The following is a 24,634-nucleotide window of genomic DNA, read 5'->3' as shown; positions in this document are numbered from 1 at the left end:
AGGGGCTGAACATGAAAATCGCCCTGATCTCCGGCACCTCGACCGGCATCGGTTTGGCGCTGGCGACGGCGCTGCTTGCGCGAGGATGGCAGGTTCACGGCATCGGGCGCAGCTCTCCTGGAAGCTTGCAAAACCACCCCGACTACCGCCATTTCATCTGTGATCTGTCCGACTTGGAAAAGCTGCCGAAAGCCATGGCGCGCTTTCTGGCCGATCGTCCGGGATTGAAGCAAATCGATCTCGTTTGCCTGAACTCCGGGCAATTCTGTGAGGCGATGCGACGGATCAGCGAAACTCCGGTACAGGAATTGTTGCAGCTTCAGGCGCTGAACTGCTTTTCGGCCAAGCTGATTTTGGATGCGCTGATCGGTGCTGATCTGACCTTGCCGCTGTGTCTGGTCTCGGCATCAATTGCCGGGAAGCGGGCTCGGGCGGGCAACGGCGGTTATGCGCTTTCCAAAGCCACGCTCAATATGATGATGGAACTTTACGCCTTGGAGCATCCCGAGACGTTCTTTGCGGTGATCGGATTATGTGCTGTCGACACATTCCTCAGCAATAAGATCGCGACGCTTTCGCTGCCGGATAACCCGGTCTTTACCCCACAGGCGCTATTGCGCGCCCGAGCGGTAACCCCGGGTTATGTCGCCACCCCAGATCAGCGCGCCGCGCAGCTTCTCTCGCTACTCGTCCCGGGTCCAGATCCGCGACTGGCCTCAGGTCAATTCGTCGAGGTGCGCAGCCTTGTGTCTTAGGTTGAGTTGGCCGAAGCATTGCGTTCCATCTCCGCCTGTGTTTGGGGCGGAATTTGAATTCCGATCATGGGTGAACCTTCCTTGAAGGCATAACTCACGCGGTTTGGCATCCGAATGGGCGAAGGCCCGCGGACAGTTTATCGGCTTTGTTGATTTTGCCGGCTTCAGCTTATGGTTCGGTCATTTGTCGGCATAACCTAGCCTTGAGAAAAAGCTTCGCGCATTTGCTCCAAGCCAAGGGCTTTGACCGGCCCGTAACCTTTAACAAAAAGGACCGAACCTGCGCGCCGGGTTGCCTCGTTTAAATCAACTTGCTGAAGGCTTTCGATCAAGGCCGACATAGTGCCAAGATAATCCTCTCGCAAAGCCCGCTCTGCTTTGCGTTCCGGATGGTATCCGAAAGGATCGAATGGAGTTCCGCGCAGACCTTTTAGGCGGCGGAGCAAGCGGAATGCGGGTAGAGTATTCGGGCCAAACCGGCGCTTCATCGGGCGACCCGTGCGGGCATCAGTTTTGCTAAGAAGCGGGGGCGCAAGGTGAAATGTCGGGCGTAGGTCGCCCTCGAATCGATCGCCGAGAGATTGCAAAAAGCTCTCATCCGACAAAAGTCGCGCGACCTCATATTCGTCTTTATAGGCCATGACGTGATGGCAGCCGCGCATGAGCGCGACCAGAAACGCCTCGGCTCCCGGCCAATCTGCAACCCGTCGCTCGGCCTTTTCGATCAGCTTCAAAAAGCGCCGCGCGTAGCGCCGGTTTTGATAAAGCTCCAGTCGCCTGGCGAGCATTGCCTTCAATTCAGAGACCGAGAGGTCTTTGGTCACCGGCTTACGAATAACCGCATCTGGTTTGACTGCGGCGAGCCGCCCGATTTGGAAGGCTTGGAGATTTTGCGCTGCCCCGCCGCCGTTCAACGCAATCGCTGCCTCGATTGACGCGCGCGAGATCGGGATCAGACCGCTTTGCCAGGCAAATCCGGTCAGCAGGATATTCGAGGCAATCGCATCGCCGAAATAGGTCTCGGCCAATTCAGTGGCATCCAGAGGGAACAGCGACCCCGCTGCAAGCTGTTTGCGCAAATTCGCCATTGGCAGCGCCGTCTTGAGGTCGCCGGAGGGGTTTTTCACGAAGCTCGCGGTCGGGGTGAAATGGCTGTCCACAACCGCGCGGGAGCGCGCCGCATCGAGCGTCCGGATCGCCTTGGGTGACACCGCGACGACCTTGTCAAAACCCAGCAGCAGATCGGCCTCGCCTGTCCCGATCCGGGGCGCGTGCAGATCGGAGGCCTGCCGCGCGAGCCGCAGATGCGACATGACCGCGCCGTTCTTCTGTGCAAGGCCGGTTTGGTCGAGCGTCAGCACTGCCAGACCGTCGAGGTACGCGGCCTGTGTCAGGATCGCAGAGACCGTGATGACGCCCGTGCCCCCGATGCCGGTCATCAGGATGGCGCGGGGGCTGTCGAGGGTAATCGCGGGCTCGGGCAGCTCGTCCTTCAAAGCCTCGGGCAGTGGGCGCGAGGTCTTGCGCGGGACCGCGCCGGGCAGGGTGATGAAGCTCGGGCAGAACCCTTTGAGGCAGCTCCGGTCGCCATTGCAGGCGGATTGGTTGATCTGGCGCTTGAGGCCAAGAGGCGTGTCCAAAGGCTCGACCGAGATGCAATTCGACTGGACCGAGCAATCGCCGCAGCCTTCACAGACCTCGGGATGGATGACCACACGCTCGTCCATCTGCGGAAAACTGCCCCGCTTGCGGCGGCGGCGCTTTTCTGCCGCGCAGACCTGGTCGTAGATGATCGCCGTGATGCCATCCATCTGCCGAAGCCGCTCTTGCTCGCCCATCAGCGCGTCGCGGCCCAGCACCTTGACCGGCAGCGAGGTCCAGACCTCGGGGGTTTCCGAGATGACCACGACCTCACGTAGACCCTCGGCGCGCAGCTGATCGACGATGGCCGGAACCGAGAGCTCGCCGTCATGTTTTTGGCCGCCGGTCATGGCCACGGCATCGTTGAAGAGGATCTTATAGGTCGCGTTCACCTTGGCCGCGACCGCTGCCCGGATCGCCAAAAGCCCCGAGTGGAAATAGGTGCCGTCGCCCATATGAACGAACAGATGCCGCTCATCGGTGAAGGGCGCATGGCCGATCCAGTTCGCGCCCTCGCCACCCATCTGGGTGAAGGTTTCGACATGCCGGTCCATGCCGACCGCCAGCATCGAGCAGCCGATCCCAGCTGTCGCGCGACTGCCCTCGGGTAGGCGGGTCGAGACGGAATGGGGACAGCCCGAGCAGAAATAGGGCTCGCGAAAGGGCATTGGTTCAGAGACGGGGAGCTCGGAGGCGGCGGTTTCGGGTGCGGGCAGGTCAAGAAAGCGCGCCACCACCTCGGCGAGACCAAGCGGATCAAGCTCTGCTGTCGCCGAGATCAGCGGGGCGCCTTTCGGAGTGGATTTGCCGAACAGGCGCGGCGCCGTGCTGCGGCCATAGAACTGCACGCGGATCTGATCCTCGATCACCGGGCGCTTTTCCTCGACGATCAGAATCTCGTCGAGGCCCTCGGCGAAAGCCTCTAGCGTCTCGGGCACCAGCGGCCAGATCAGGCCGACCTTGTAAAGTCGCAGGCCAATGGCATGGGCATCGACCCCAAGCCTGGCCAGAGCTCCGGTCAGATCGCGCCAGCCTTTCCCGGTCGCCACGATGCCGCGTTTCGCGCCGCTCCGGGCGCCCGAAATCACATCCAGATTGTTCGCAACCGCAAAGCCCTGCGCGGCGCGAAGCTTGATCTCTAGCCGTTTTTCCTGCGCGAGCTGGTTGTCGGGCCAGCGGATCGAGACCCCGTCAGTGGGAAGCGCGATGTCGGGCAGCGTGAAGTCGCGTCGCGCGGGCAGCTCGACGGTGGCGCTGCATTCGACGATTTCGGTCTGGCATTTGAAGCCGACCCAGGCGCCCGAAAAGCGGCTCATCGCAAAGCCCGCGAGGCCGAAGGGGATGTAATCCTCGACCCCGGCGGGCGACAGGATCGGGACCATGGCCGAGATCAGGTTATGCTCGGATTGATGCGGCAGGGTCGAGGAGACCGCGCCATGATCGTCGCCCATCAACAGAAGGACGCCGCCGCGCGGATGGGTGCCCGCCGCATTGGCGTGGCGGATCGCATCCATCGAGCGGTCGACGCCCGGCCCCTTGCCATACCACATCGCGAAAACGCCGTCGTGGCGCGCCCCGGGCGAGAGATCGGTCTGCTGGCTGCCCCAGACGGCGGTCGCGGCGAGATCCTCGTTGAGGCCGGGTTGAAAGACCACTTCCGCACCGGCGAGAAATGGGCGGGCGCGGGCCATTTCTGTATCGAACCCCGCCAAAGGCGAGCCGCGATAGCCCGAGACATAGCCCGCCGTATGCAGTCCCGCAGCTTTATCTGCCGCCGCCTGTTCGATCATCAGCCGGATCAGCGCCTGCGTGCCCGAGACCAGAATCCGCCCCACGGGTTTACTGTAGCGGTCGCTGAGCGCGGGTTTCTGCCCCTCCGCAGGCTTGGCCTCGGGCGCACCGGCAGGGGGGCGAAGGTCGGTTGGCTGCATCTTCATGCTCGCTGCTCACATCCGGTGCCATTTGGGGATGGCAGGTCGCGAATGTTCGGAAAGATCGGCTTCGAGGATATTTCTGTTGCAACAGATGTCAAATATATATTTCAATAACACAATAGAGGAGACCGCGCGGATGTGCCGCGGTTTCCGGCAGTCAGCAGCGGAGAGACCCCGCGCGGCGGGGTTTTCGAAACAGGGGAGGAATCGAAGATGACGGATCACGGCTTTCAGGCGCTGGTCATTCGCGATGTCGACGGCAAGCGCAAAGTTGGCTTCGAAGCGCTGACGCGCGACGATCTGCCGGACAATGATGTGCTGGTCGAGATCAGCCATTCCAGCCTCAACTACAAGGACGGGCTGGCGATTGCCGGATCGATCCCGATCGCGCGGCGCCTGCCGATGGTCGGGGGCATCGATCTTGCCGGGACCGTGGTCGAGTCGAAAGTGCCGCAATGGCGGCCGGGTGATCAGGTGCTGGTCAATGGCTGGGGGCTCTCTGAGACCGAATGGGGCGGCTATTCGCGCTTTCAAAGCATCAAGGCCGGCCATCTGACGCGGCTGCCCAAGGGCTTTTCGGCCGCCGAGGCCATGGCCATCGGTACGGCTGGCTATACGGCGGCGCTTTGCGCGATTGCGCTTGAGGATTGGGGCCACATCACCCCCGGCGAGGGCGAGGTTCTGGTCACCGGCGCCGCGGGTGGCGTCGGCACCGTGGCGATCTCGCTTCTCGCCAAGCGCGGCTACAAGGTGGTGGCCTCGACCGGACGTGCCAGCCAGCATGAGTTTTTGCAAAGCCTCGGCGCGAGCGGCTTCATCTCGCGCCAAGAGTTGAACGAGGCGGGGCGTCCCTTGCAGGCCGAACGCTGGTCGGGCGCGGTCGATGCGGTCGGCAGCCATACCCTGGCCAATGTGCTGGCCCAGACGAAATACGGCGGCGCGGTCGCGGCCTGCGGTCTGGCGCAGGGCATGGATCTGCCGGTGACGGTGATGCCCTTCATCTTGCGCAGCGTGGCGCTGCTGGGGGTCGATTCCGTTATGGCGCCGCAGGAAAAACGGGCGCGAGCCTGGGATTATCTCGACAAGCATCTCGACCGCGCGACATTGCATGCGCTGACCACCACCGCGAAGCTCTCGGAGGTGCCGAAACTGGCAGAGGCGATCCTCAAAGGGGAAACCCGGGGCCGCTATGTCATTGAAATCGCATAAGGGGGACGACGTGACGCAAGAGTTGGTGCTGTGGCACAAAGACCCCGAGGATGCGTTTGTCACGCTGACGATGAACCGCCCGGACAAGATGAACGCGATGAATCAAGAGCTTGGCGACGCGATTGAGGCGGCAATTCAGCGCGCCGTCGCCGACCCCGAGATCCGCGCCGTGATCCTGACCGGGGCGGGCCGCGCCTTCACCGCGGGCTTCGATCTCGGCGGCGAGGATTTCGAGATGGATGCCGACGGCTGGCGCGGCGATATCGGCGAGAATATGCGGCGGTTGAAGTTCATCCATGACGTGCCGATCCCGATCATCGCGGCGGTGAATGGCTATGCGCTGGCGGGCGGGCTTGAGCTGATGATGTGCTGCGACATGGTGATTGTCGCCGAGGACGCGCTGCTGGGCGAGCCCGAGGTGCGCCATGTCTCGGCGCCCCCGACGCTGATGCTGCCCTGGACCGTGCCGATGATCCATGCGCGTCATCTGATGTATACGGGCGATCTGATCGACGGGACCGAAGCGGTGCGCATTCATCTGGCCAATAAGGCGGTGCCGCGCGATCAGGTCATGGCGGAGGCCGAGCGGATGGCGCGTAAATGTGCGCGGATGCCCGGTGCGGCGATCCGTTATGCCAAGGCGGCGCTGAACCATATGCAGCAGACGGCGGGGCTTGAAAGCTCGTGGTCTTACAACCGCGAAACCACGGCGATCCTGCATGGGACCGAAGAAGGGCGGAAGTGGATGCGGCTTCTCAAGGAGAAATCGCTGAAGGAGTTTCTCGAAATCCGCGAGGCCCCGTTCAAGGATCTCGATTGAGCCAAAACGCCGCCTCCGGGCGGCGTTTCTTAGGGAACGGTGCCGATCTTGCCGTCGGACAGCGCCTCAAACAGCGCCGCGCGGTTGCGCAGCATCCGGCTTTGCACGATCTGCCCCTTGGCCGAGACCTCGCCCGCCTGCGCATCCGGGGCGAAATCAGCGATGATGAAACGGGCAATCGCGGTCGAAGAACCGGGATTCGCGCGGTTCCAAGCGGCCAGGCGCTCGGCCATGTCGCCTTGGCCGAAGACCAGCGCAACCAGCCCCTCACGCCCTTCGCCGCCAAGCACCAGATCCTCGGCCAGAGGCGCCAGCGCCTTGAGAATCTGCGCGCGCAGCACTCCCGCTCTGACCTTGATCCCACTCGCGAGCTTGAAATCCTCGGCCAGACGACCGTCGAAGCGCAGGGTCGTCCCATCCCAGATCCCGGCGTCCCCCGTGCGGTAAAAGCCGAAATCGTCCAGCGGCAGTGGGCTTTCTCCGGTCTCGGTCAGATAGCAGGGCGCGAGATTGGGGCCGCGAAAGCGGATCTCGCGACGGCCCTCGGTCTCGACCAAGGCGATTTCATGGCCGGGCAGGGGCCAGCCGAGAACGCCCGCGCTCGTCACCGGGCCGGGCGCGAGGCACATGGTCGAGGCGGCCTCGGTCGCGCCATAGCCCGAAAGAATGGCAAGATCATGGCCGAAGCGGTGCTCGACCGCGGCGCGAAACAGTGTCAGCCTCTCCCAGAGCGCAGGCGCCATCGCGGCTCCGGCGAAGAAGAGATGGGTCAGTCGCGCAAACCCGGGCAACACAAGCTCGGGCGTCGTGTCAAAGGCATCGAGGATCAGCGTGAGCCCAAGCGGCACGCCAATCGACAGCGTCGGCTGGACCTCGGCCATCAGCCGCAGCATCGCCTCTATGCCCTCTGCCGAGGGCGGCGGCGCAAGGTGAAGGCTGCCGCCATTCCAGATCACCTTGAAAAGATTATCCAATCCACCAAAGACATGGTTCCAGGGCATCCAGTCGATCAGCACCGGCGGGCGCGCGGTCAGGAAGGGCCATTGCGCCGCGCAGGCGGCCTGACAAGACGAGATCATCCCGCGGGTGATGGGTACGCCTTTCGAGGCGCCGGTGCTGCCGGCGGTGAAGAAAATCGCGCTCCAGTCAGTGGCTGTGACGGCGGCTGCGGACACAGGCCGGGCCGCAGGCAGATCGGCAAGAGCGAGGGCGGGGCCACTGCCGCGCAGGCTGTGATCCTCGCCGACGATCAGCAGGGCGGGCTGTACGATCTGCCAGAGCCGCCCGGCGTCGCCCTCGGTCGGCGGGCAGGCGGGCAGGGCGCGGAAGGGGTAGGGCGGCAGCGAAAGATGGGTATATCCGCCCATCAGGCAAGCGAGGCGCAGGCTCAGCGCCGCGAGGCCCGCGGGCAGCAAGGTCGCGATCCGCGCACCGGGGCGCAAACCGGCTGCGGCAAGGCGCCAATGCAGGGATTCTGCGGCGGTGAGCGCCTCGGCATAGCTCAGGGAATGACGCGATCCCAAGACCTCCGCCGAGATCAGCACCCGGTCCGGCGCCACCCTCGCCCAATGCCGCAGCCGGTCCAGAACGTCCGGCTGCGCGGGAAGCGGGATCGGATTGGCCAGCGTCAGCGCGCCATCCGCGCGGGTGCCAAGGATCGGGGATCGCGTCATCTCATCTCCGGTTGTCAGCGCGCGGCTTCGGCGGATTGCCGTTCCTCGCGGCGCTGGAGCGCAAGGTCATAGACCCCGCTTTGATAGTCGATGAGCGCGTCAAAGGCGCTGACGGCCTCTTCGGTCTTGCGGCTGAGCAGCGCCGAGAAGATCTGGCGCTGATAGGCGATGACCTTGTCACGCTCGCGGAACTGGAAGGAGATCATATTCGCGGCCGGGATCAACGATTGGTTGACCACGACCATCATCAGCCGCAGCACCGCATTCGAGCTGGCCTCGGCGACCGCCTGATGGAACGCGACCTCGAGGCGGCAGAAATCCTCGTCCGAAATATTGGTGTGATCGAGTTCGAGCAGCGCATCCTCGATCCGCTTGTAATCCTCGCGCGTGGCGGCTTCGCAGGCGATTTCGATGGCCATACGGCCAAGCTTGCGGCGGGTCTCGACGATATCGGCAAGCTCGATCACCCCAAGCGAGACCAGCCAGTTCGTCGTCTCATGCAGGGTCTGGGCAGCCATATCGAGCGAGGGCGTGTTGACGAAAACCCCGCCTTTCGGGCCGCGTTTCGAGCGGATCAGCTTCTTCGCTGCAAGGATCTTCATCGCCTCGCGCACCGTCGGCTGCGAGACCTTGAAGCGCTCGGCCAGATCGGCCTCGGAGGGAAGCCGTTCCGACACGCTCAAACGGTTCTGGAGAATGTCGTCCTGGAGGCTGTCGGCAATCTGTCGTGCCAATCCCTGATTCCGGTCAATCGTCGTCATATCATCACTTTTTTCTGTGCCTCGCCAATCTATCACCAGATTGGCCTATTTAAATATAAAAATTATTGACCGATTCCGATGAAGGTGCAAACCTGACCTCAAGGAATGCCGAGTCGAACAGCTGCCGCCACGGGAACCGGGCAGGCAGGGCATCACAGGGAGATATCCGATGACATTGAACCGACGCCACTTTCTGGCGGCGCTGACGGCGTCCGCTGGTGTGCTTTCCCTCGGCGGCCGCGCCTTTGCGCAGGCGCCTTTCGTGATCCCGACCTATGGCGGGACCTGGGCCAAGTTCTGGGAGGAGGTGCTGCTTCCCGGCTTCACCAAGGCCACCGGCATTCAGGGCCAGCTTGATGTCGGGCTCGGCAAGGATTTCGTCTCGAAGATCCGCGCGGGCGGGGCGGCCTCGCCCTATTCGGTCTTCATGGGCAATGAAAACATCGCCGCCATGCTGCGCGCCGAGGGCTTTTTCGAGCCGCTTGACCTGACGAAAGTGCCGAATGCGGCCAAGCTGCATGAGGGGCTGATGAACCCTGAAAACAACGGTTTGCGCGGCATCGTCTCGCCGATCGGGTTGGCCTATCGCACCGATATGATCCAGACGCCGCCGAAATCCTGGACCGATCTTTGGACCAATCCCGAATTCAAGGGCCGGATCGGGCTTTATCAGATCGGCAATACCGGCGCGCTTTTGTTCCTGCGGCTGGCGGGCAAGCTCTTCGGTTCGGGCGATATGGATATCGACACGGCTTTCACCAAGATCGCCGAGCTCGCGCCCTTCACTCAGGCGAGCTGGAGCGGCGAGGTCGCGACCGCCTTGATGCGCGGCGATGTCGCCATCGCGCCGGTCGATTGGACCGAGATCATGACGCTTCAGGACAAGGGCGCGCCGGTCGAGATCGTCGTCCCGACCGAGGGTGTTCTGGCCTATGAGCAATCCTTCAACATCGTCAAGACCGGCGCGGCCAAGGATCAGGCCCATGCCTATATCAACTATCTGATCGACGCCGATGTGCAGTCGAATATGGCGAAGACCTTCTACACCTCGCCGGTCAACACGGCCTCGACCGTCGATGCCGCTTTGGCGAAACGGATACCGATCACCGGCGACGCCATGTCCAAGATCATCCGCTTCGACTGGGACAAATATGTCGAGATCGCCGCGGATGTTGCTGATCGCTGGAACCGCGAAATCGGCTGAGCCGCGGGGCGCTGACTTTTTGGAAGTGGGACGAGATGACGACGCTGACTCTGGACGGGATCAACAAGTTCTACGGCAGCCTGCATATCCTCAAGGATATCAACCTGGCGATCGGGCAGGGCGAGTTCATCTCGCTGCTCGGTCCCTCGGGGTGCGGCAAGACCACGACGCTGCGCTGTATCGCGGGATTCGAAGGGGTCGGCAGCGGGCGCATCCTGTTTGGCGCGCGCGACATGACCGGGGTCATGCCAGAGCATCGCGATCTCGGCATGGTCTTCCAAAGCTACGCGCTCTTTCCGCATATGACGGTGGCCGAAAACCTCAGCTTCGGGCTTGAGGTCCGCAAGATCCCGGCGCCTGAGCGGGCGGCGCGGATCGCACAGGTGCTCGAGATGGTCAAGCTTGCCGATTACGGCAAACGCTTCCCGCGCGAGCTCTCGGGCGGGCAGCAGCAACGTGTGGCACTGGCGCGGGCGCTGGTGATCGAGCCGCAGGTGCTTTTGCTCGACGAGCCGCTTGCGAACCTTGATGCGGCTTTGCGCGATGACATGCGCTTCTTCATCCGCGATCTTCAGCAGCGCGTCGGCATCACCACGATCTATGTCACCCATGATCAAAGCGAGGCGATGGTCATGTCCGACCGGATCGTCGTGATGAACAAGGGCGTGATCGAGCAATGCGGCGCGCCCCGCGAGATCTACGAGCGCCCGGCTTCGCTGATGGTGGCCGATTTCATCGGCCAGTCGAACACGATCCCCGGGCGTATTCGCGAGGGCAGGGGTGCGGATTACCTGATCGAGACGGCCGACGGCGCGCTCTCGGCGACCGGCGTGGCTGGGCTTTCCGGCGATGTCCGGGTGATGATCCGCCCAGAACATATCGTCACCGCTGCGGGGGAAAATACCCTGACCGGGCGTGTGCGCAAATCCATCTATCAGGGCGAGGATTGTCTGCTGCATGTCGTCCTGGGCTCAGGGGCGAATGTCACGACTACGGTCAGTTCGGACAATCCGCTGTCCGAGGGCGATGCGGTCACGCTTGGTTTTCCGGCGCGCAAGAGCTGGGTGCTGGCGGCATGACGGTGACACCTGACGCCCCGAGACTGCACCGCCGCGCGCCGGTCTGGTGGATGATCCTGCCCGCGCTTGTCCTGCTCGTGGGCTTCTTGATCCTGCCCTATATCTCCATCGTCGTTATGAGCTTTCGGGAGGCCTCGACCAAGGCGGTCTACGGCGATGGCTTCACGCTGGCCCATTATACTGATGTCATCGCCGATCCTTTCATCTGGGGCATCGTCTGGCGCACGGTCCGCACGGCGCTGATCGTGACCGTGGTGACGTTGCTGCTGGGCTATCCTGTCGCCTATCATCTCGCTCGCACCCGCAGTCGGGTCGCGAGCCTGCTTTACATCTGCGTGATCTCGCCGCTGCTCGTGGGGCTGGTGGTGCGGACCTTTGCCTGGATGATCATTCTGTCAAACAACGGCATCGCGAACAGCTGGATGAAGGCGCTTCATCTGATTGACCGGCCGATCCAGCTGCTCAATACGCCGCTTGGGGTCACGATTGCGCTGATCCATGTCTTCTTGCCTTTCGTGATCCTGCCGCTTCTGGGCAACCTTCAAGCGATCAATCCCGAGATCGCTTTAGCCGGGCGCTCGCTGGGGGCCTCGCGGATGCGGACCTTTTTCAAGGTGACGCTGCCTCTGTCGATGCCGGGAATTCAGGCGGGGTCGATCCTAGTCTTCGTCCTCTCGATCTCGGCCTATGTCACGCCGGCCATGCTTGGCGGCTCGCAGGGGCGGACCATGGCGGTGCTGGTCGTGCAATATCTTGTCGACAACTTCCGCTGGCCGGCGGGCGCAGCGCTTGCGATTTTCATGGCGGTGATCACGCTTGCGATCCTCGTTGTCTATCTGCGCCTGACCGCGCGGGCGATGCGGAGGCTGCCATGACCGGAAGCAAGACGATCTGGGACTATGTCTTCTTGGCCCTCGTCACACTGATCTATATCTTCCTGATGGCGCCGATCCTGCTGGTGGTGGTGCTTTCCTTCTCGGGGGGCGAGTTCCTTGCCTTCCCGCCCGAGGGCTTTTCGCTGCGCTGGTTTGGCGAGCTGTTTTCCAATGCGCGCTTCCTGTCGGCGACCCTGCATTCGCTGCAACTCGCAGCGGTGTCGGCGGTGGTGAACGGTGTGATCGGGACGTTGGCCGCGATCTATGTCGTGCGCTACGCGCCTGCGCGGCTCACGAACCCGTTGCGGCTTTTGATGAGTGCGCCGTTGCTGGTGCCCGAGATTCTGACCGCGATTGCGCTTCTCTTCTTCTTCTTCGAGCTTGGCATCGGCAATAACTACTCCATCGCGATCCAGACCGGCCATATCATCGTGACCTTTCCCTATGTCTTCCTCAACGTCTGCTCGGCGCTCTTCAACTTCGACCGCTCGCAGGAGGAGGCCGCGCGCAGCCTTGGCGCTGGAGGCCGGATGACCTTCCGCCGGGTGACCCTGCCCGCGATCAAGCCGGGCGTCATCACCGGCTGCCTCTTCGCCTTCGTGATTTCCTTCGATATCTTCAACATCTCGCTGCTTCTGAAGCCGGTCGGCATGAATACGTTGCCGCTCGAGCTGTTCGACTATCTGCGCTTCAACTTCGATCCGACGGCGGCGGCGGTGGCCACTCTGAGCATTCTCGTGACCTTCGTCGCGGTGCTGATCGTCGATCTGACCGTGGGCCTGCGCTCGCTGCGGTTCTAAGGCGGATGAGATCTGCACTGCCGCGTGGCTGGTAGATCAGCCCGCTGCCGACTGCTTGCCGAAGGGCGCGGAGAGGGCCCGAACCGCGCTCGCGTCGCGCGACGTGGCCTCCTGCGTGGAGGGTCGGTCTCCTCAAACTCCATTTGTGGGCGTATCCGCGATTTTCCACCCGGTTATATAGCTGAATTATTTAGCAATATAAATTGCCGCACTCGATTTTCGGAGCCGTTTGGTGAGCGCCTCGTTACGTCCGATCGACCGACTCGCTCGCCTGAAGACCGCTCGTGGTACCGATACTCTGGCTCTGCTTCGCTTCGACGGCGCCAACCCTCTCAACCAGCTGTCCGACTATCGCATTGAGACCCAGATCGCTGTGCCACCGCGTTCGAAGATCGCGCTATGGCATCGTCTTGTGTCAAAGGCGCCGTCGCCAGTCACGGTGCCGATCTGTTCATCAGGAGGCATCTGGTCCAGCAGATGCGTCAGGACAGGGCTGATCCCAGCAAAGGAAACCGGCGCGCGAACAACCTTCGGGCGCAGTCTTCCTCTGTGCAACCCGGCTCATCGCGGATGTCGAAACGCCCATCCTGCGATAAGCGCGGAAACTCTTCCCCAAAGGTGGTCACGGCGGAACTGATCCGGTCGATGACGCCCTTGGCGGGAAGCTAGGCGGGCGCGGCATAAACTTCGACGAAGCAGCGCCCCGAGCGGTGGAAGATCAGCGATGGTTCGAGGCTGTTCGAGATGCAGATGGCGACATCAACGCGTCCTGCACCAGATTGACGGATCGGTCGGAGATCGGCAGCTCGACCGTGCTGTGCGGATGCCTCGTCACGAACTCCGCTTGAAACGAAACGAGCAGGGTTTCGGCGAGAGTGCTGGGCACCGTCGCCCGCAGCCGTCCGCGTGGCTCCGCCGAATCCGTCGCGACTTCGGATAGGTTGTCGGATATGCGGACCATGTCGCGGCAGAGCTCGAGCGTTCCCCGGCCGTGGTCTCGTCTAGCCTTCGAGTCGGGCGGTGCAGAGGAGGCGTCCTGAACCAATCCGCGATCACGACGCCATTGCGCGACATGTCGAGCACCTCGGCTACGACGGTAGCGCTAGTGCGCGGTCTCGATCGGGACGCGCGCGGCGGTGATGCGATCCCTGCAACAGTCTGCCGATTGAACGGCTGTTTATCGCTGGCATTCGCAGCAATATAGAGGGCTCAACGAAAGGACATCGCCATGGTCCCCGAGATTGAGCTTCAGTATTTCTTCGACCCGCTTTGCGGCTGGTGCTATGCCAGCGCGCCGGCTCTTCAAGGTCTGGCCGCAAGCTTCCCCGGCCAGCTCCGCCTGATGCCATCCGGCCTCTTTTTCGGCGCCCGTCCGGTGTCCTCGATCGCGGAACACGCCTGGCACAATGACCAGCGGATCCAGGCACTGACCGGCCAGCGGTTCTCGCAGGCGTATCACCGCAACGTCCTGCTCGCCCCGGATGGCGTTTTCACCTCCGCACCCGCGACGCGGGCCCTGCAGGCGCTTGGCGAGATCGATGCGCGCCTCGAGCCCGAGTTCCTGCATGCCGTGCAGCTTGCCCGCTATGTCGATGCGCGCGACACGGCTCGGGATGAGGAGGTGGCCGAGGTCGCGGTTCGCGTGGCGGCAAACCATGGCGTAGCGTTGACGGCCGAAGCCCTGACCCATCGCCTTCGGGCAGATGACGCGCTGCGCGAACGGACCGAGGCGCGCCTCACGGACTCGCAGACCCGCATGGCCCGTCTCGGCATCCGCGGCGTGCCGCAGCTTGTCGTCGTGGTCGGCGGCAAACCGACCGCGCTCAATGGCGAGGTGCTTTACCGTGGCCCCGACGGGCTACGCGCCGCGCTTGACGAGCTTCTCCCGTTGAGCTGATCACCAGCTCTGACAAATCGCGCGATCTCTGTCGGTTTTTCTGCTATACTTCGCGGATAGGACGGTTCGGCCCGGAGACGATCGGGTGCGTGCCGGATGTTCCGGCCATGCCTTTCCGGTCCCGACCTCCTGATAAGGAGGATATTCTGATGCCCCGAGAAACGATTGGAAATCCGATAAGTTGGACCGCCAAACGGCTTGCCGGCGCGGGCCATGGTCTTGAACATGCGGTGGAAGGGATCGGCGGGCAGGAGATGGCCCGGCCCGAGGTCAGGACCATCGGCCTGAGCGATATTCGCATTGCGCTGCGAAAAGGGATCGAGGATTTTGCGGCGCTTCGCACGGATGTCATCTTTGCAGTGATCCTTTATCCGGTGATCGGCCTTGTCCTTGCGGCTTGGGCGCTCAATGCCGGACAATCGCACCTGCTTTTCCCGCTGGTCGCAGGCTTTCCGCTGGTCGGACCTGTGGCGGCGGTCGGGCTTTACGAGATGAGCCGACGGCGCGAGCGCGGCGAGGCGACGAACTGGTCTGCGGCGCTCGGTGCCTTGCGTGGGGGCGAGTTGGGCCCGGTATTGGCGCTGGCCACTTTGCTGGCGGCGATCTTCCTTCTCTGGCTCTATGCCGCGCATCTGATCTGGTCGCTGACCATGGGCGCGCTGCCGGACGAAAACCTCATGGCCTTCTTGCACGATGCCGTCACCACCAGCGAAGGCTGGGCGATGATCGGGATCGGTCTTGCCGTTGGCTTCGTCTTCGCGGCCGTGGTGCTTTGTATCAGCCTGACCTCGTTTCCGATGCTGGTGGACCGCCCGGTGGGCGCGGCTCTGGCCTTGACGACCTCTTGGGCCGTCGCGCGCAAGAACCCCGGCACAACCGCGATCTGGGGGCTGATCGTCGCCGGGGCGCTGCTGCTCGGCTCGATCCCGCTTTTCGTCGGGTTGATCGTGGTTCTGCCCGTTCTCGGACATGCGACGTGGCACCTCTACCGTCGGGCTATCGCTTGGCCGGATCAGGGGTGAAGCGGCGCTTCCGTCCCTGACGGCGCGCACAGAGCAAAGCCGACGCGGTTTCGGATCCCGGACCGTGGCGGCTTTGTGCGGTGCTGGCTTTGTTTGTCGTGGCCCCACAGATCTGCCTCAGCGGGCTGCGGGCGGAGAGGGTTTTCTCGGGGCTTTGCCAGCCGCCTTGACCTTTGCTTAACGCGCGGAGCAGGGCGCCTTCGGCGAGCACGGCGGAATGCAGATTTATCCAGTCGTCGCTGTAGAAACGAGCATCTAGATGCTTTAGGCAAAGCCCGCTGACCCCTTGCGGGCCTCGGGTAATTGCAGCTCGCGGCGGTGGCAAAGGCTGTGCAAATGACCTCCTTGCCCTGATCGCCTATGCGGTCCAGAAAATCCGGTAGCGCCGCGTCGCGGGGAGGAAGCAGCGGCGGCACGAATTATACGCAGCACGGTCAAGTCCCAGCTCGGACGAACAAAGTCATAGCCGAGGATCGGCAGGCCTCGCGTATCGTCATCGCCATCCTGCGAAACACTGATCCGTGCCGTCGTGTTCTGATCGTCGCGGCGCCAAAGCAGCACTCATTTGGCGGGTGCAAGGCGGATATGACATGCTCGGAGGCGGCGACGAGAGCGGCATTCTCCGGAAGATGCCAGCCGGTGGCGGCCAGTGTTCCAGATTTGTTGAAGCCGCGGCAGCTGAACCTCTTGTCCCGTCGTAGCAGTTTCGCGGCGTCCTGCATAAACCGGCCGATCCCGCGGTATCACGCTGCGGCGGCGCGGCACCGGCTGCCCCGCAGTGTCGGCACCGGACAAGCCGCGTCCTGTTCGATCTGCCATGAGCGCGCATCGGTTTCGAAATACCGCGCGTCGAGATCGCGAAGAGGCTGTTCATGTCGCTACATCCCCTCCTTCAAACGCTCGACCGCCGGGCGCCGGTCGAGGTCACGGCCATTCATCTCAAACTTCTCGCTGCCCCGGTTCGCCGGAAAGCGGCGGAAGAGGCGATTGCCGCCTTCAACGGTGAGGGCGGCAGCTATGACCACATAATTGTCGTTGTCCCGGCCTAATTTCGGGATCTGGACGAGCTTGCCCATCAACCCGTAACCCGCTCTTCCGCCGAGATACTCAGCCAGCTTCTGAACCGCATCAGAGCGAGCAGACGCAACCTGTCCCTCCGCGCCGTGCGGGAGCCGCGATAGGACCGGGGCGCGCCGCCCGCTGCCGGAAGGGCAAGATCGTTCAGGCGGCTCCCTGCGCTGAAACACCGGTTCAAAGGCTTGCAGCGGGCGGTTTTCGCCCCTTTGCGGTTTTTGCCGGTAATCCTGTCTCGCGTCTTGGGTGATGAATGTTCTGCCAAAGGAGAGAAATCCCGCGTCCGCTTCTTGGCCTGCGGGAAAGGGCGGACGCGCCCGGATTCTGGCCAAAATCGGATCGCGCTCGAAGTATCTCGCACAGGTGTGGATCGACGTGACCAAGGGATCGCCGGAGGGCGAGCCCTGCTCCTCAGGCCGGCCCATGCGCTCGCGTTGTCAAGGAGGCTCGTCTTCCGTCGGCTGGAACAGCCGCTCGCAAAGAGCGGCAGGTCAATCCGTGCGGAACCCGGTAACCGCCGCCCAATCCAGATCAAATCGCGCCAGATATTTGCGCAGCCGGTCGGCGTCATTCTGGCTGGCCTTGCCCTCGCGCGAGACGGCGAAAAGGCGGCGACCTGCCGCCGAGAGCGTGGGGCATTCGCGGCACGCTCGGAGAACAGTGGTGAGCTGCGCGCGGTCGAACTCATCCAACTCGATTCCGGGCAAAACCGCTCGTAGCAACGCCGCGTCCCTGTCGGAGGTGGCGGCATCCCATTGGCTGCGCAGGGTTGCAATCTCGGCCTCGACCATCGGCAAAGTGATGCGCCCCCGCTCTGCCAAAACCGCCATCCGATGCGCCGAGGCCTGCAGATCACGAAGATTTCCGGTCCAAGGCGAGGATGGGTCCTCGGCAAACCGCAGATAGCGGGCCAAGGCATCGGCGTTGAAGCCAGTCTTGCGGCCGAGCTGCCGCTCGCTCTCGTCGAGCAGGTCCAGAAGATGAGCCGCAATATCCTCGCGCCGCTCGCGCAAGGGCGGCAGGCGGAACATCCATTGCGACAGGCGGGCGTGCAGATCGGCGCGCAATTGTCCGGAACGAACCAGTGCTCCGGGATCGGCCGAGGCAGAGGCGATCAGGTGAAAGCGCGTCGTCACCTCGGAATCCGAGCCGACAGGGTAGTAGCGCCCGGTTTCAATCACCTGCAAAAGCGCAGCCTGCTCCGCGGGCCCGAGCGCGTCGATCTGATCCAGAAAGAGCACGCCACCATCCGCCTCGCGCAGAAGGCCTGCGCGCTCGCTTCCCGCGAGGCCCGTCGCGGATCTGCGCTGCCCGAAAAGCACCGCGAGCGCGCCTTCACCGCCAAGCGTCGCGCAATTGATCTGCACGAGTCGACCCTTGATGCGGCGACGGACTAGCTTCAACTCGTGGATACGGGCGGCGAGGGCGGATTTGCCGGTTCCGGGTTCGCCCAGCAACAGGATTGGCGCATCCGAGGCGCTTGTGACCAGATCCAGCCGTTCGGCCAGCGCCTGCATCTTGGGGCTGACGGTCTCGACGCCGCCCAAAAGCAGCGCGGAATGTTCGCGCGCAGCCGCCTCAAAGCGCCGCTGCAAGGCGTTGTAGCGCGCCAGCTCAAGGTCGATGACATCGAGCTTCCCGCTCGGTTCGCTGTCATCGCGCGGAGGCCCGGTCTGGATCAGCCGCGCCGGAATATGTCGGCTTTCCGAGAGGAGGAACCAGCAGATCTGCGCCACATGCGTGCCTGTGGTCAGATGGATATGATAGCGCTCTCGGTCTTCGTCAAAGCCGTAATCGGCGGCGAAATCGTAAAGTTTGCCGTAGACCTCCTGAAAATCCCACGGGTCGGTCATGTTGATCTGGACCAGCCGCACCTCGGTATCCGGTGAGACCTTCGAGATGGCGGCCATCACCGTGCAGGCAAGGTGATAATGGCGCTGGTCGTAGATCAGCTCGAGCCGGTCGATCGGGAAATCAGGATGTGCGCAAAGTTGCACCGAAGGGCGCCATTCGCGCCGTTTTCCCATGTCGAGTTGGGTGCCGAGGAAGCCGATGACGACGTTACGCATTGGGAATGATCCATATAGATAAATAACGATATCATTGGATAGGATTAACTTCCAGCGGGTTCAGGAATTTTCAATTTATATATTTAAAATCAAATTATTATGCGGAAATATCGTTTTCCTTCGCTTTTCGCTTTGGACGGGGCAGAAAGAGGGAGCGAAAGAGAGAAGGACGACGATCATGGCAAACAAATCCGTGTTTGCATCGCTGGCGGGGCGGCTCCTGCCGCGGGCAAAGGCTGTCAATGCCGAAGGGGCGATAGCCTATGCTTACGGCGCTGAACATAGACTGGCCCAACTGGCAATGACCGGCACCTTTGGCGGCGGATTCTATCAGGACGCGCAGGTCGAAGTCACGGCTCTGGTCGATGCGGCGATGGTCGTCGATCCGTTGTTTCTGGCGCAGGCTGCGGTTCATGTCCGCGAAAAGGGGCACATGAAGGACACGCCAGCGCTGTTGCTGGCGGTGCTTTCGACACGGGATCCAGCGCTTTTTGCTCGGGTTTTCGAACGGGTAGTGACTTCGGGCAAGATGCTGCGAACCTTCGTGCAAATCCTGCGCTCGGGGCAGGCGGGTCGAAAATCGCTTGGCTCTCGACCCAAGGCGATGGTGCAGAACTGGCTGAACGCGACCACGGATGCGCAATTGCTGGCGGCTTCAGTCGGGAACGCGCCGTCGCTGGCCGATGTGATCCGCATGGTGCATCCCAAGCCAGAGACGGCTTCGCGGGCGGATTTTTATGCCTGGCTCATCGGCAAACCTGCTGAACTCGCGGCGCTGCCGCAGGTTGTGCAGGACCTGCTGGCCTTTCGGGCAGGGGGCTCGGCCAAGGTGCCGGAGGTGCCGTTCCAGATGCTGACCGATCTGGCGCTGACGCCCTCGCAATGGGCGGAAGTGGCGCGGAATGGTTCGTGGCAGATGCTGCGTCAGGGACTGAATATGCTCGAGCGCAAGGGCGCCTTCACGGTTCCCGGTGTCACCGATCATGTGGCCGAGTTGCTGCGCGATCCGCAGCGGATCAGGGCCGCGAAGGCGATGCCTTATCAGCTTCTGGCGACGCTGACCGCGCTTTCGTCCGAGGTCGAAAGCCGGTTGCGTGATGCGCTGCATGACGCGATGGAGATCTCAGTTTCCAACGTGCCCCAATTCGCTGGATCAGTTGCGGTCTGCCCGGATGTGTCAGGGTCGATGTTATCACCGGTGACCGGATATCGGCCCGGGGCGACCTCGACGGTGCGGTGCATCGACGTGGCGGCCCTGGTCGCGGCGGCGGTGCTGCGCAAAAACCGGCAGGCCCGCGTTCTGCCTTTCGAGGTGAAGGTGCGCGAGGCCCGGCTTGAGGCGCGCGATACGATCCTGACCAATGCCACGAAACTCGCGGCTCTGGGCGGGGGCGGGACCAATTGCTCGGCGCCGCTTGCCGCGCTGAACAAGGCGTGGATGGCGCCCGATCTGGTGATCTTCGTCTCGGACAATCAGTCTTGGGTCGATGCAAGCCAGAGTGGGCAGGCGACCGCGATGATGGCGGAATGGACGAAACTCAAGGCTCGCAACAAGGCCGCGAAGCTCGTCTGTATCGATATCCAGCCTTACGGGACCACTCAGGCCGCCGAGCGAGCAGATGTGCTGAATATCGGCGGTTTCTCGGATCAGGTTTTTGACCAGATCGCCGATTTCGCAGCGGGGCGAATGGGGCCGAACCATTGGGTCGGACAGATCCGGTCGGTCGAATTGTGAGCCCCCCGGCAGAAGGCACCAGCATGGCGGTCGGGTGATGCGCCAGCATTTGAGAGATGGAGATGAGAATGCTTGACTACGGAAACCTGAGCAGAAACTCTGCCGTCGCGAAATACCGGCTCGCCGAGGCGAGTATCGATGTTCAGTTCAAAGGCGGCGGCACCTATCGTTATGAGCGGGCAGTCATCGGCGTCGAGCGGCTGGCCAAAATGAAGGGGCTCGCCGAGGCGGGGAAGGGCCTCGCGACATTCATAACGCAGGACCGCGCGGTTCACGCAGCCGGATACCGCGTCTGATGTCGTGAAATGAACGTGATCCGGCGAATGCCGGCGGGATTACAGATGGTAAGGCACCGACGGCTCTGCGAAGGGCCATCGGAGAGCGCAGGTTCGACCCCTGCTCCGCGAAAGCGGGTGGCCAAGATGACGATCCCGCCAAACCTTGTCGCCGGAACCTGAAATCGGGGCGAATGCCGAAGGGACTACAGCGCACCAAACGGGATGATCTGTGAGGTTCAAGCCCTCACCAATGCGAGCGGCCACCGGTGCGGCCGGGGCTCCCATGGTCTCTTCTCTCTTGTCGCCCCGACCTGAACACCCCGGCGAATGCCGTGCGGCACTCCAGGCTGATAAACCTCGTGGACGCGGGTTCGAGTCCCGCCGCGCCCGAAATTCGCAGGCGCGTAGCTCAGTTGGACAGAGCACGACGTGTCGCCGATCCCTTGTCGCCGGGGCTCAACATATAAGTGAATGAGATGATGAATGAAGCATTTTCCCTCGTAACCGGGGCCGATCTGATCGCCTGGGGCCATCGCCCCGGACCTGCTTTCCGAGACCTGCTGTCGCGGGCTAACTTTGCCCGGTCCGAGGGCTGCGGCCTTGAGGGCATCCGCCAGATGCTTGAACCCGACCTGCCGCCGCCCGCGCCTGAACCCTTGGCGCTCTTGAAGGCGGGCGAGGTGCCGCTCCATGTCAATATCCGCGCTGAAAACGCGGATGAGCAGGAGAATATCGACCGGGTTCTCGCCAGCATGGTCGAGGTGCTGAAAACGCCTACGGTCGAGGCGGGCGCCGTGATGCCCGATGCTTGCCCGGCGGGTCCCTTGGGCACGATCCCGGTTGGCGGAGTGGTCGCGGCGCGCAATGCGATCCATCCCGGCATGCATTCGGCCGATATCTGCTGCTCGGTGATGATCACCGATCTGGGAGAGGTTGCCCCGAAGGCCGCTCTCGACGCCGCGCAGGAGATCACCCATTTCGGTCCCGGCGGACGCGATCAGGGCCATCGCTTCACCGTCTCGCTCGATCTGTTGGATCGGTTTCGCGCCAATCCGTTCCTGAACGGCAACCGGATGCTGCATGCCGCGCAGGCCCATATGGGCACGCAGGGCGATGGAAACCATTTCCTCTTCATCGGGCGTTCGCGCGCGACGGGGCGAGTGGCGATGGTGACGCATCACGGCTCTCGCGGGCCGGGCGGTCTGCTTTACAAGGGCGGGATGGAGGTGGCCGAGCGGTTCCGCAAGATCCTCTCCCCGACCACTCTGAAGCAAAATGCCTGGATTCCCGCCGATACCGAGGAGGGCCGCGCTTACTGGGAGGCGCTGCAAATTCTACGACGCTGGACCAAGGCCAATCACAACGCCTTGCATCAGGCCGTGGTGGAGCGCCTGCGCGCGGAGCCCGGCGATCGTTTCTGGAACGAGCACAATTTCGTCTTCAAGCGGGGTGATCTGTTCTTGCATGGCAAGGGCGCAACCCCGGCCTGGGCGGGCTATGCCGAGGATGCCACCGGCCTGACGCTGATCCCGCTGAACATGGCCGAGCCGGTTCTGGTCGTGCGGGGGCGCGATGCCGGTCATGCCCTTGGCTTCTCGCCGCACGGCGCCGGTCGCAACTTTTCGCGCACCGAGCACCGTCGCCGGATGGGCGCCGCGACTCCGGCGCAGCTGCTGGCGGCTGAGACGCAGGGGCTCGACATCCGCTTCTCCGCCGGGGTCGTGGATGCGTCGGAACTGCCGTCGGGCTATAAGCGAGCCAAGGCGGTAACGGACCAGATCCGCGACTATGGCCTGGCGGATGTGGTCGATTATATCGATCCCTATGGCTGCATCATGGCCGGAGAGATCGCCCCGCCTTGGCAAGCGAAGCGAACCCGGCGCTAGCCGGGTTCATCGGGGCAGATCGCTCGGTGCATATGGGCCCCGGCGCGACATCCACTCGGCCAGTCGCGCGGCCCGCACCTCTGAAAGGCATCCACGCCCCGCCGGGCAATCGCGGCGGGGCGGCTTGGCGTGATCTTTGACAAGGGCAGTCCGGTTCCGGCGACGCCTCACCTTTCACGGGTTCCCGCCCGACAAAAGCGTGTCCTTCCCGCCCTCGCCCTCGCTCTCGTCAAGCCCGGCATCGGTGCCGACGGTCGGGATGAGGTAGCGGGTCACCTGTCTGGAATGGAACCTCTCCTGCGCCTCGCGGGGGGTAAAGCCGAAGGTGCGCTTGAAGGCGACGCCGAAGGCGGAAACGCTTGCAAAGCAACTGAGCGCAGAGACGACTTTCGGCGAAACACCCTCGGCGAGCGCGTTGAGCGACCAGATCAGGCGGATCTGTTGGCGCCATTGGGCGAAGCTCATCCCGGTCTCGCGCTGAAAGATCCGCGTCAGGGTGCGGCTCGAGATATGGGCGATCTCGGCGCAGCTTTCGAGCTCCATATCGACCGAGGGCTGCGAAAGCACCTGCTGGACCAGCCTCTCGACCCGCGTATCAACCGGCACCCGCAGCGAAAAATCCTTCTGCCCGGCATGTGCAAATTCATGCAGGATCAGCGCCGTGATCCAGTCGCTGCGCGGCGTTCTCTGGCCGTCGAGCGGCAGGGTCGTGCATTCGGCAATCAGCTCCCGCATCAGGGGGGAAAGGCCGATCACGCGCGGGCTTTCGGGCATTCCCGCCATCGTGCTCTCGCGCAGGAAGAGCGTGTTCAGATGGGCGGCGCGGCTGAAGGTGATGTCATGGTCCAATCCGGCCGGAAGGAAGAGCGCGGTATTTGGCAGGACGAAATAGGAGTCTACGCCGATCTCGACGCGCATGAAACCATCCACCACATGCAGCAGATGCGCGCGGGCATGGGCATGGCGCCCGGTCCGGTGCCCCGAGACCAGCGATTGCGCAAATCCCGCAAGCGGCGTTTGCGTTGCTTCCACCTGATCGATCGTGCGCTGTCCGTCTGGCGACATGAGTTGTCCTGTTGATGCCGGGAGGGGGGCGGTAGGTTTTTTTCATGGCCCGCTCAGCCATGCGGCGGCTCTCTTTCAACGAAAGCGCGCGGCGGAAGAGCGGCCCATTCCTTCCAAGGATTCCTTGGGCTTATCGAAATCGCAGCGCATTGCAGAACCGTGAGAGAGAAATGTCCGACAGCATTTTCACCTTCACCGAAGACATTATCTATGTCCGCAAGGAAGATATGATCGACGGCCCCCATACGCCCGGCCAACCCCGTCAGACGGCCTATGAAGCCGAGGGGATCTGGACCGGGGTGACGACGATCACCGCCGTTGAGGCGCCGAGCCAGTGGCACCACCACAAGGATCACGACAGCATCATGTATATGCTGAACGGGGAAATCCGCGTGGATTGGGGCGTTGAGGGCGAGCGCAGTTTCACGCTCAAACCCGGCGATTTCGCCTTTTTCCGGCGCGGCGTCATTCACCGCGCACAGGCCTTGTCGCGTGACGGCCTTTGCAATTTCGCGGTGGTCCGGCTGGGAGCGGGCGAGACGGTGGAAACCGTCGATGGCCCCGGCCCGAATGTGATCGACGCCGCGCATTGAACCGCGCGACATCAGGGGGCGCCTTCGGGTGCCCCCTGCCTTTTGCCCCGCCCGGCACTCAGGGAAAATCGCGTCATCCGGACCCGTCTGGGTGACGATGCCGCGCGAGCGAGGGCCGGGGGCCAAGGAAGGGCTGTGATCCATGACTTGATCTCGCATGGCCGCAGGCCTTTCAGAACGTCCAATTCTTGCAAAAACACCATGCCAATTCTATCGCGCCAATTCCGCCGCGCCCCATAGGGCAGAGCGGAACTGGCAGGCTTT

General features: G+C 63.0%; 19 protein-coding genes and 1 pseudogene. 13 read left to right on the top strand and 7 right to left on the bottom strand.

What is annotated here, in order from left to right; translation table 11 throughout:
• Positions 1–11 precede the first annotated feature (11 nt).
• Entirely contained in the window at positions 12–755 is a 744-nt protein-coding gene (locus JCM7686_RS08565) for an SDR family NAD(P)-dependent oxidoreductase (RefSeq protein WP_020950462.1), read from the top strand.
• 197 nt (positions 756–952) lie between these two features.
• Here JCM7686_RS08565 and JCM7686_RS08560 read toward each other — a convergent pair whose 3' ends face one another.
• A complete protein-coding gene (locus JCM7686_RS08560) occupies positions 953–4,327 on the bottom strand; it encodes an indolepyruvate ferredoxin oxidoreductase family protein (RefSeq protein ID WP_041527747.1) in 3,375 nt (1,124 codons plus the stop codon).
• A gap of 216 nt (positions 4,328–4,543) precedes the next feature.
• On the opposite strand from JCM7686_RS08560, the gene JCM7686_RS08555 reads away from it, so the two are divergent.
• Both JCM7686_RS08555 and JCM7686_RS08550 read left to right on the top strand, forming a co-directional pair.
• Positions 4,544–5,539 carry an MDR family oxidoreductase gene (locus tag JCM7686_RS08555; RefSeq protein WP_020950460.1) on the top strand — a complete coding sequence of 332 codons (996 nt, stop codon included), beginning with the start codon at positions 4,544–4,546 and terminating at the stop codon, positions 5,537–5,539.
• A 10-nt stretch (positions 5,540–5,549) separates the two neighbouring features.
• Complete coding sequence (locus JCM7686_RS08550; RefSeq protein WP_084621051.1) at positions 5,550–6,359, top strand: enoyl-CoA hydratase/isomerase family protein; 810 nt, start codon at positions 5,550–5,552, stop codon at positions 6,357–6,359.
• A 29-nt stretch (positions 6,360–6,388) separates the two neighbouring features.
• Here JCM7686_RS08550 and JCM7686_RS08545 read toward each other — a convergent pair whose 3' ends face one another.
• Entirely contained in the window at positions 6,389–8,032 is a 1,644-nt protein-coding gene (locus tag JCM7686_RS08545) for an AMP-binding protein (RefSeq protein ID WP_020950458.1), read from the bottom strand.
• Between the two features lie 14 nt (positions 8,033–8,046).
• Entirely contained in the window at positions 8,047–8,766 is a 720-nt protein-coding gene (locus JCM7686_RS08540) for a FadR/GntR family transcriptional regulator (protein ID WP_236635881.1), read from the bottom strand.
• A 196-nt stretch (positions 8,767–8,962) separates the two neighbouring features.
• Here JCM7686_RS08540 and JCM7686_RS08535 point away from each other — a divergent pair, with 196 nt between their 5' ends.
• From JCM7686_RS08535 to JCM7686_RS08520, 4 genes are read left to right on the top strand one after another with little or no spacing between them, the layout of a single operon-like run.
• Positions 8,963–9,997, top strand: coding sequence for an ABC transporter substrate-binding protein (locus JCM7686_RS08535; RefSeq protein WP_020950456.1), 1,035 nt, complete (start codon positions 8,963–8,965; stop codon positions 9,995–9,997).
• Positions 9,998–10,032: 35 nt separating this feature from the next.
• Entirely contained in the window at positions 10,033–11,076 is a 1,044-nt protein-coding gene (locus JCM7686_RS08530) for an ABC transporter ATP-binding protein (RefSeq protein WP_020950455.1), read from the top strand.
• Positions 11,073–11,951 carry an ABC transporter permease gene (locus tag JCM7686_RS08525; RefSeq protein WP_020950454.1) on the top strand — a complete coding sequence of 293 codons (879 nt, stop codon included), beginning with the start codon at positions 11,073–11,075 and terminating at the stop codon, positions 11,949–11,951. The genes JCM7686_RS08530 and JCM7686_RS08525 overlap by 4 nt, the downstream gene beginning before the upstream one ends.
• Positions 11,948–12,751 carry an ABC transporter permease gene (locus tag JCM7686_RS08520; protein ID WP_020950453.1) on the top strand — a complete coding sequence of 268 codons (804 nt, stop codon included), beginning with the start codon at positions 11,948–11,950 and terminating at the stop codon, positions 12,749–12,751. Before JCM7686_RS08525 ends, JCM7686_RS08520 begins: the two co-directional genes overlap by 4 nt.
• Before the next feature lie 366 nt (positions 12,752–13,117).
• On the opposite strand, the pseudogene JCM7686_RS24360 reads toward JCM7686_RS08520, so the two are convergent.
• Positions 13,118–13,255 (bottom strand): annotated as a pseudogene (locus tag JCM7686_RS24360) (IS5/IS1182 family transposase); the annotation flags it as partial.
• 724 nt (positions 13,256–13,979) lie between these two features.
• On the opposite strand from JCM7686_RS24360, the gene JCM7686_RS08515 reads away from it, so the two are divergent.
• Both JCM7686_RS08515 and JCM7686_RS08510 read left to right on the top strand, forming a co-directional pair.
• Positions 13,980–14,648 carry a DsbA family protein gene (locus tag JCM7686_RS08515; RefSeq protein WP_020950452.1) on the top strand — a complete coding sequence of 223 codons (669 nt, stop codon included), beginning with the start codon at positions 13,980–13,982 and terminating at the stop codon, positions 14,646–14,648.
• 149 nt (positions 14,649–14,797) lie between these two features.
• Positions 14,798–15,670: a DUF2189 domain-containing protein gene (locus JCM7686_RS08510; protein ID WP_020950451.1), complete on the top strand. Its 873-nt coding sequence runs from the start codon at positions 14,798–14,800 to the stop codon at positions 15,668–15,670.
• An 878-nt stretch (positions 15,671–16,548) separates the two neighbouring features.
• On the opposite strand, the gene JCM7686_RS08505 is transcribed toward JCM7686_RS08510, so the two are convergent.
• Both JCM7686_RS08505 and JCM7686_RS08500 read right to left on the bottom strand, forming a co-directional pair.
• Positions 16,549–17,127 carry a hypothetical protein gene (locus JCM7686_RS08505; RefSeq protein WP_148292595.1) on the bottom strand — a complete coding sequence of 193 codons (579 nt, stop codon included), beginning with the start codon at positions 17,125–17,127 and terminating at the stop codon, positions 16,549–16,551.
• 108 nt (positions 17,128–17,235) lie between these two features.
• Positions 17,236–18,813 (bottom strand): RNA repair transcriptional activator RtcR family protein, encoded by a 1,578-nt coding sequence (locus JCM7686_RS08500; RefSeq protein WP_020950449.1) that lies wholly within the window; start codon positions 18,811–18,813, stop codon positions 17,236–17,238.
• Between the two features lie 178 nt (positions 18,814–18,991).
• Here JCM7686_RS08500 and JCM7686_RS08495 point away from each other — a divergent pair, with 178 nt between their 5' ends.
• The 3 genes from JCM7686_RS08495 to JCM7686_RS08485 all read left to right on the top strand — a co-directional run bounded on the left by JCM7686_RS08495 (position 18,992) and on the right by JCM7686_RS08485 (position 22,712).
• Positions 18,992–20,548, top strand: coding sequence for a vWA domain-containing protein (locus JCM7686_RS08495; protein ID WP_020950448.1), 1,557 nt, complete (start codon positions 18,992–18,994; stop codon positions 20,546–20,548).
• Between the two features lie 68 nt (positions 20,549–20,616).
• On the top strand, positions 20,617–20,844 hold the full coding sequence (locus JCM7686_RS08490; RefSeq protein ID WP_020950447.1) for a hypothetical protein: 228 nt from the start codon (positions 20,617–20,619) through the stop codon (positions 20,842–20,844).
• Positions 20,845–21,305: 461 nt separating this feature from the next.
• Positions 21,306–22,712, top strand: coding sequence for an RtcB family protein (locus tag JCM7686_RS08485; protein ID WP_236635880.1), 1,407 nt, complete (start codon positions 21,306–21,308; stop codon positions 22,710–22,712).
• A 174-nt stretch (positions 22,713–22,886) separates the two neighbouring features.
• Here JCM7686_RS08485 and JCM7686_RS23395 read toward each other — a convergent pair whose 3' ends face one another.
• The gene (locus tag JCM7686_RS23395) at positions 22,887–23,777 is read right to left on the bottom strand and encodes an AraC family transcriptional regulator (protein WP_020950445.1); all 891 of its coding nucleotides are present in this window, start codon (positions 23,775–23,777) and stop codon (positions 22,887–22,889) included.
• 170 nt (positions 23,778–23,947) lie between these two features.
• Here JCM7686_RS23395 and JCM7686_RS08475 point away from each other — a divergent pair, with 170 nt between their 5' ends.
• Positions 23,948–24,370, top strand: a complete 423-nt coding sequence (locus tag JCM7686_RS08475; RefSeq protein ID WP_041527232.1) for a cupin domain-containing protein — start codon at positions 23,948–23,950, stop codon at positions 24,368–24,370.
• Positions 24,371–24,634 lie beyond the last annotated feature (264 nt).

Origin of the sequence: Paracoccus aminophilus JCM 7686 (assembly GCF_000444995.1) — a bacterium.
In the GTDB taxonomy this organism is placed as follows: domain Bacteria; phylum Pseudomonadota; class Alphaproteobacteria; order Rhodobacterales; family Rhodobacteraceae; genus Paracoccus; species Paracoccus aminophilus.
This window is presented reverse-complemented; position numbering and strand designations above follow the sequence as displayed.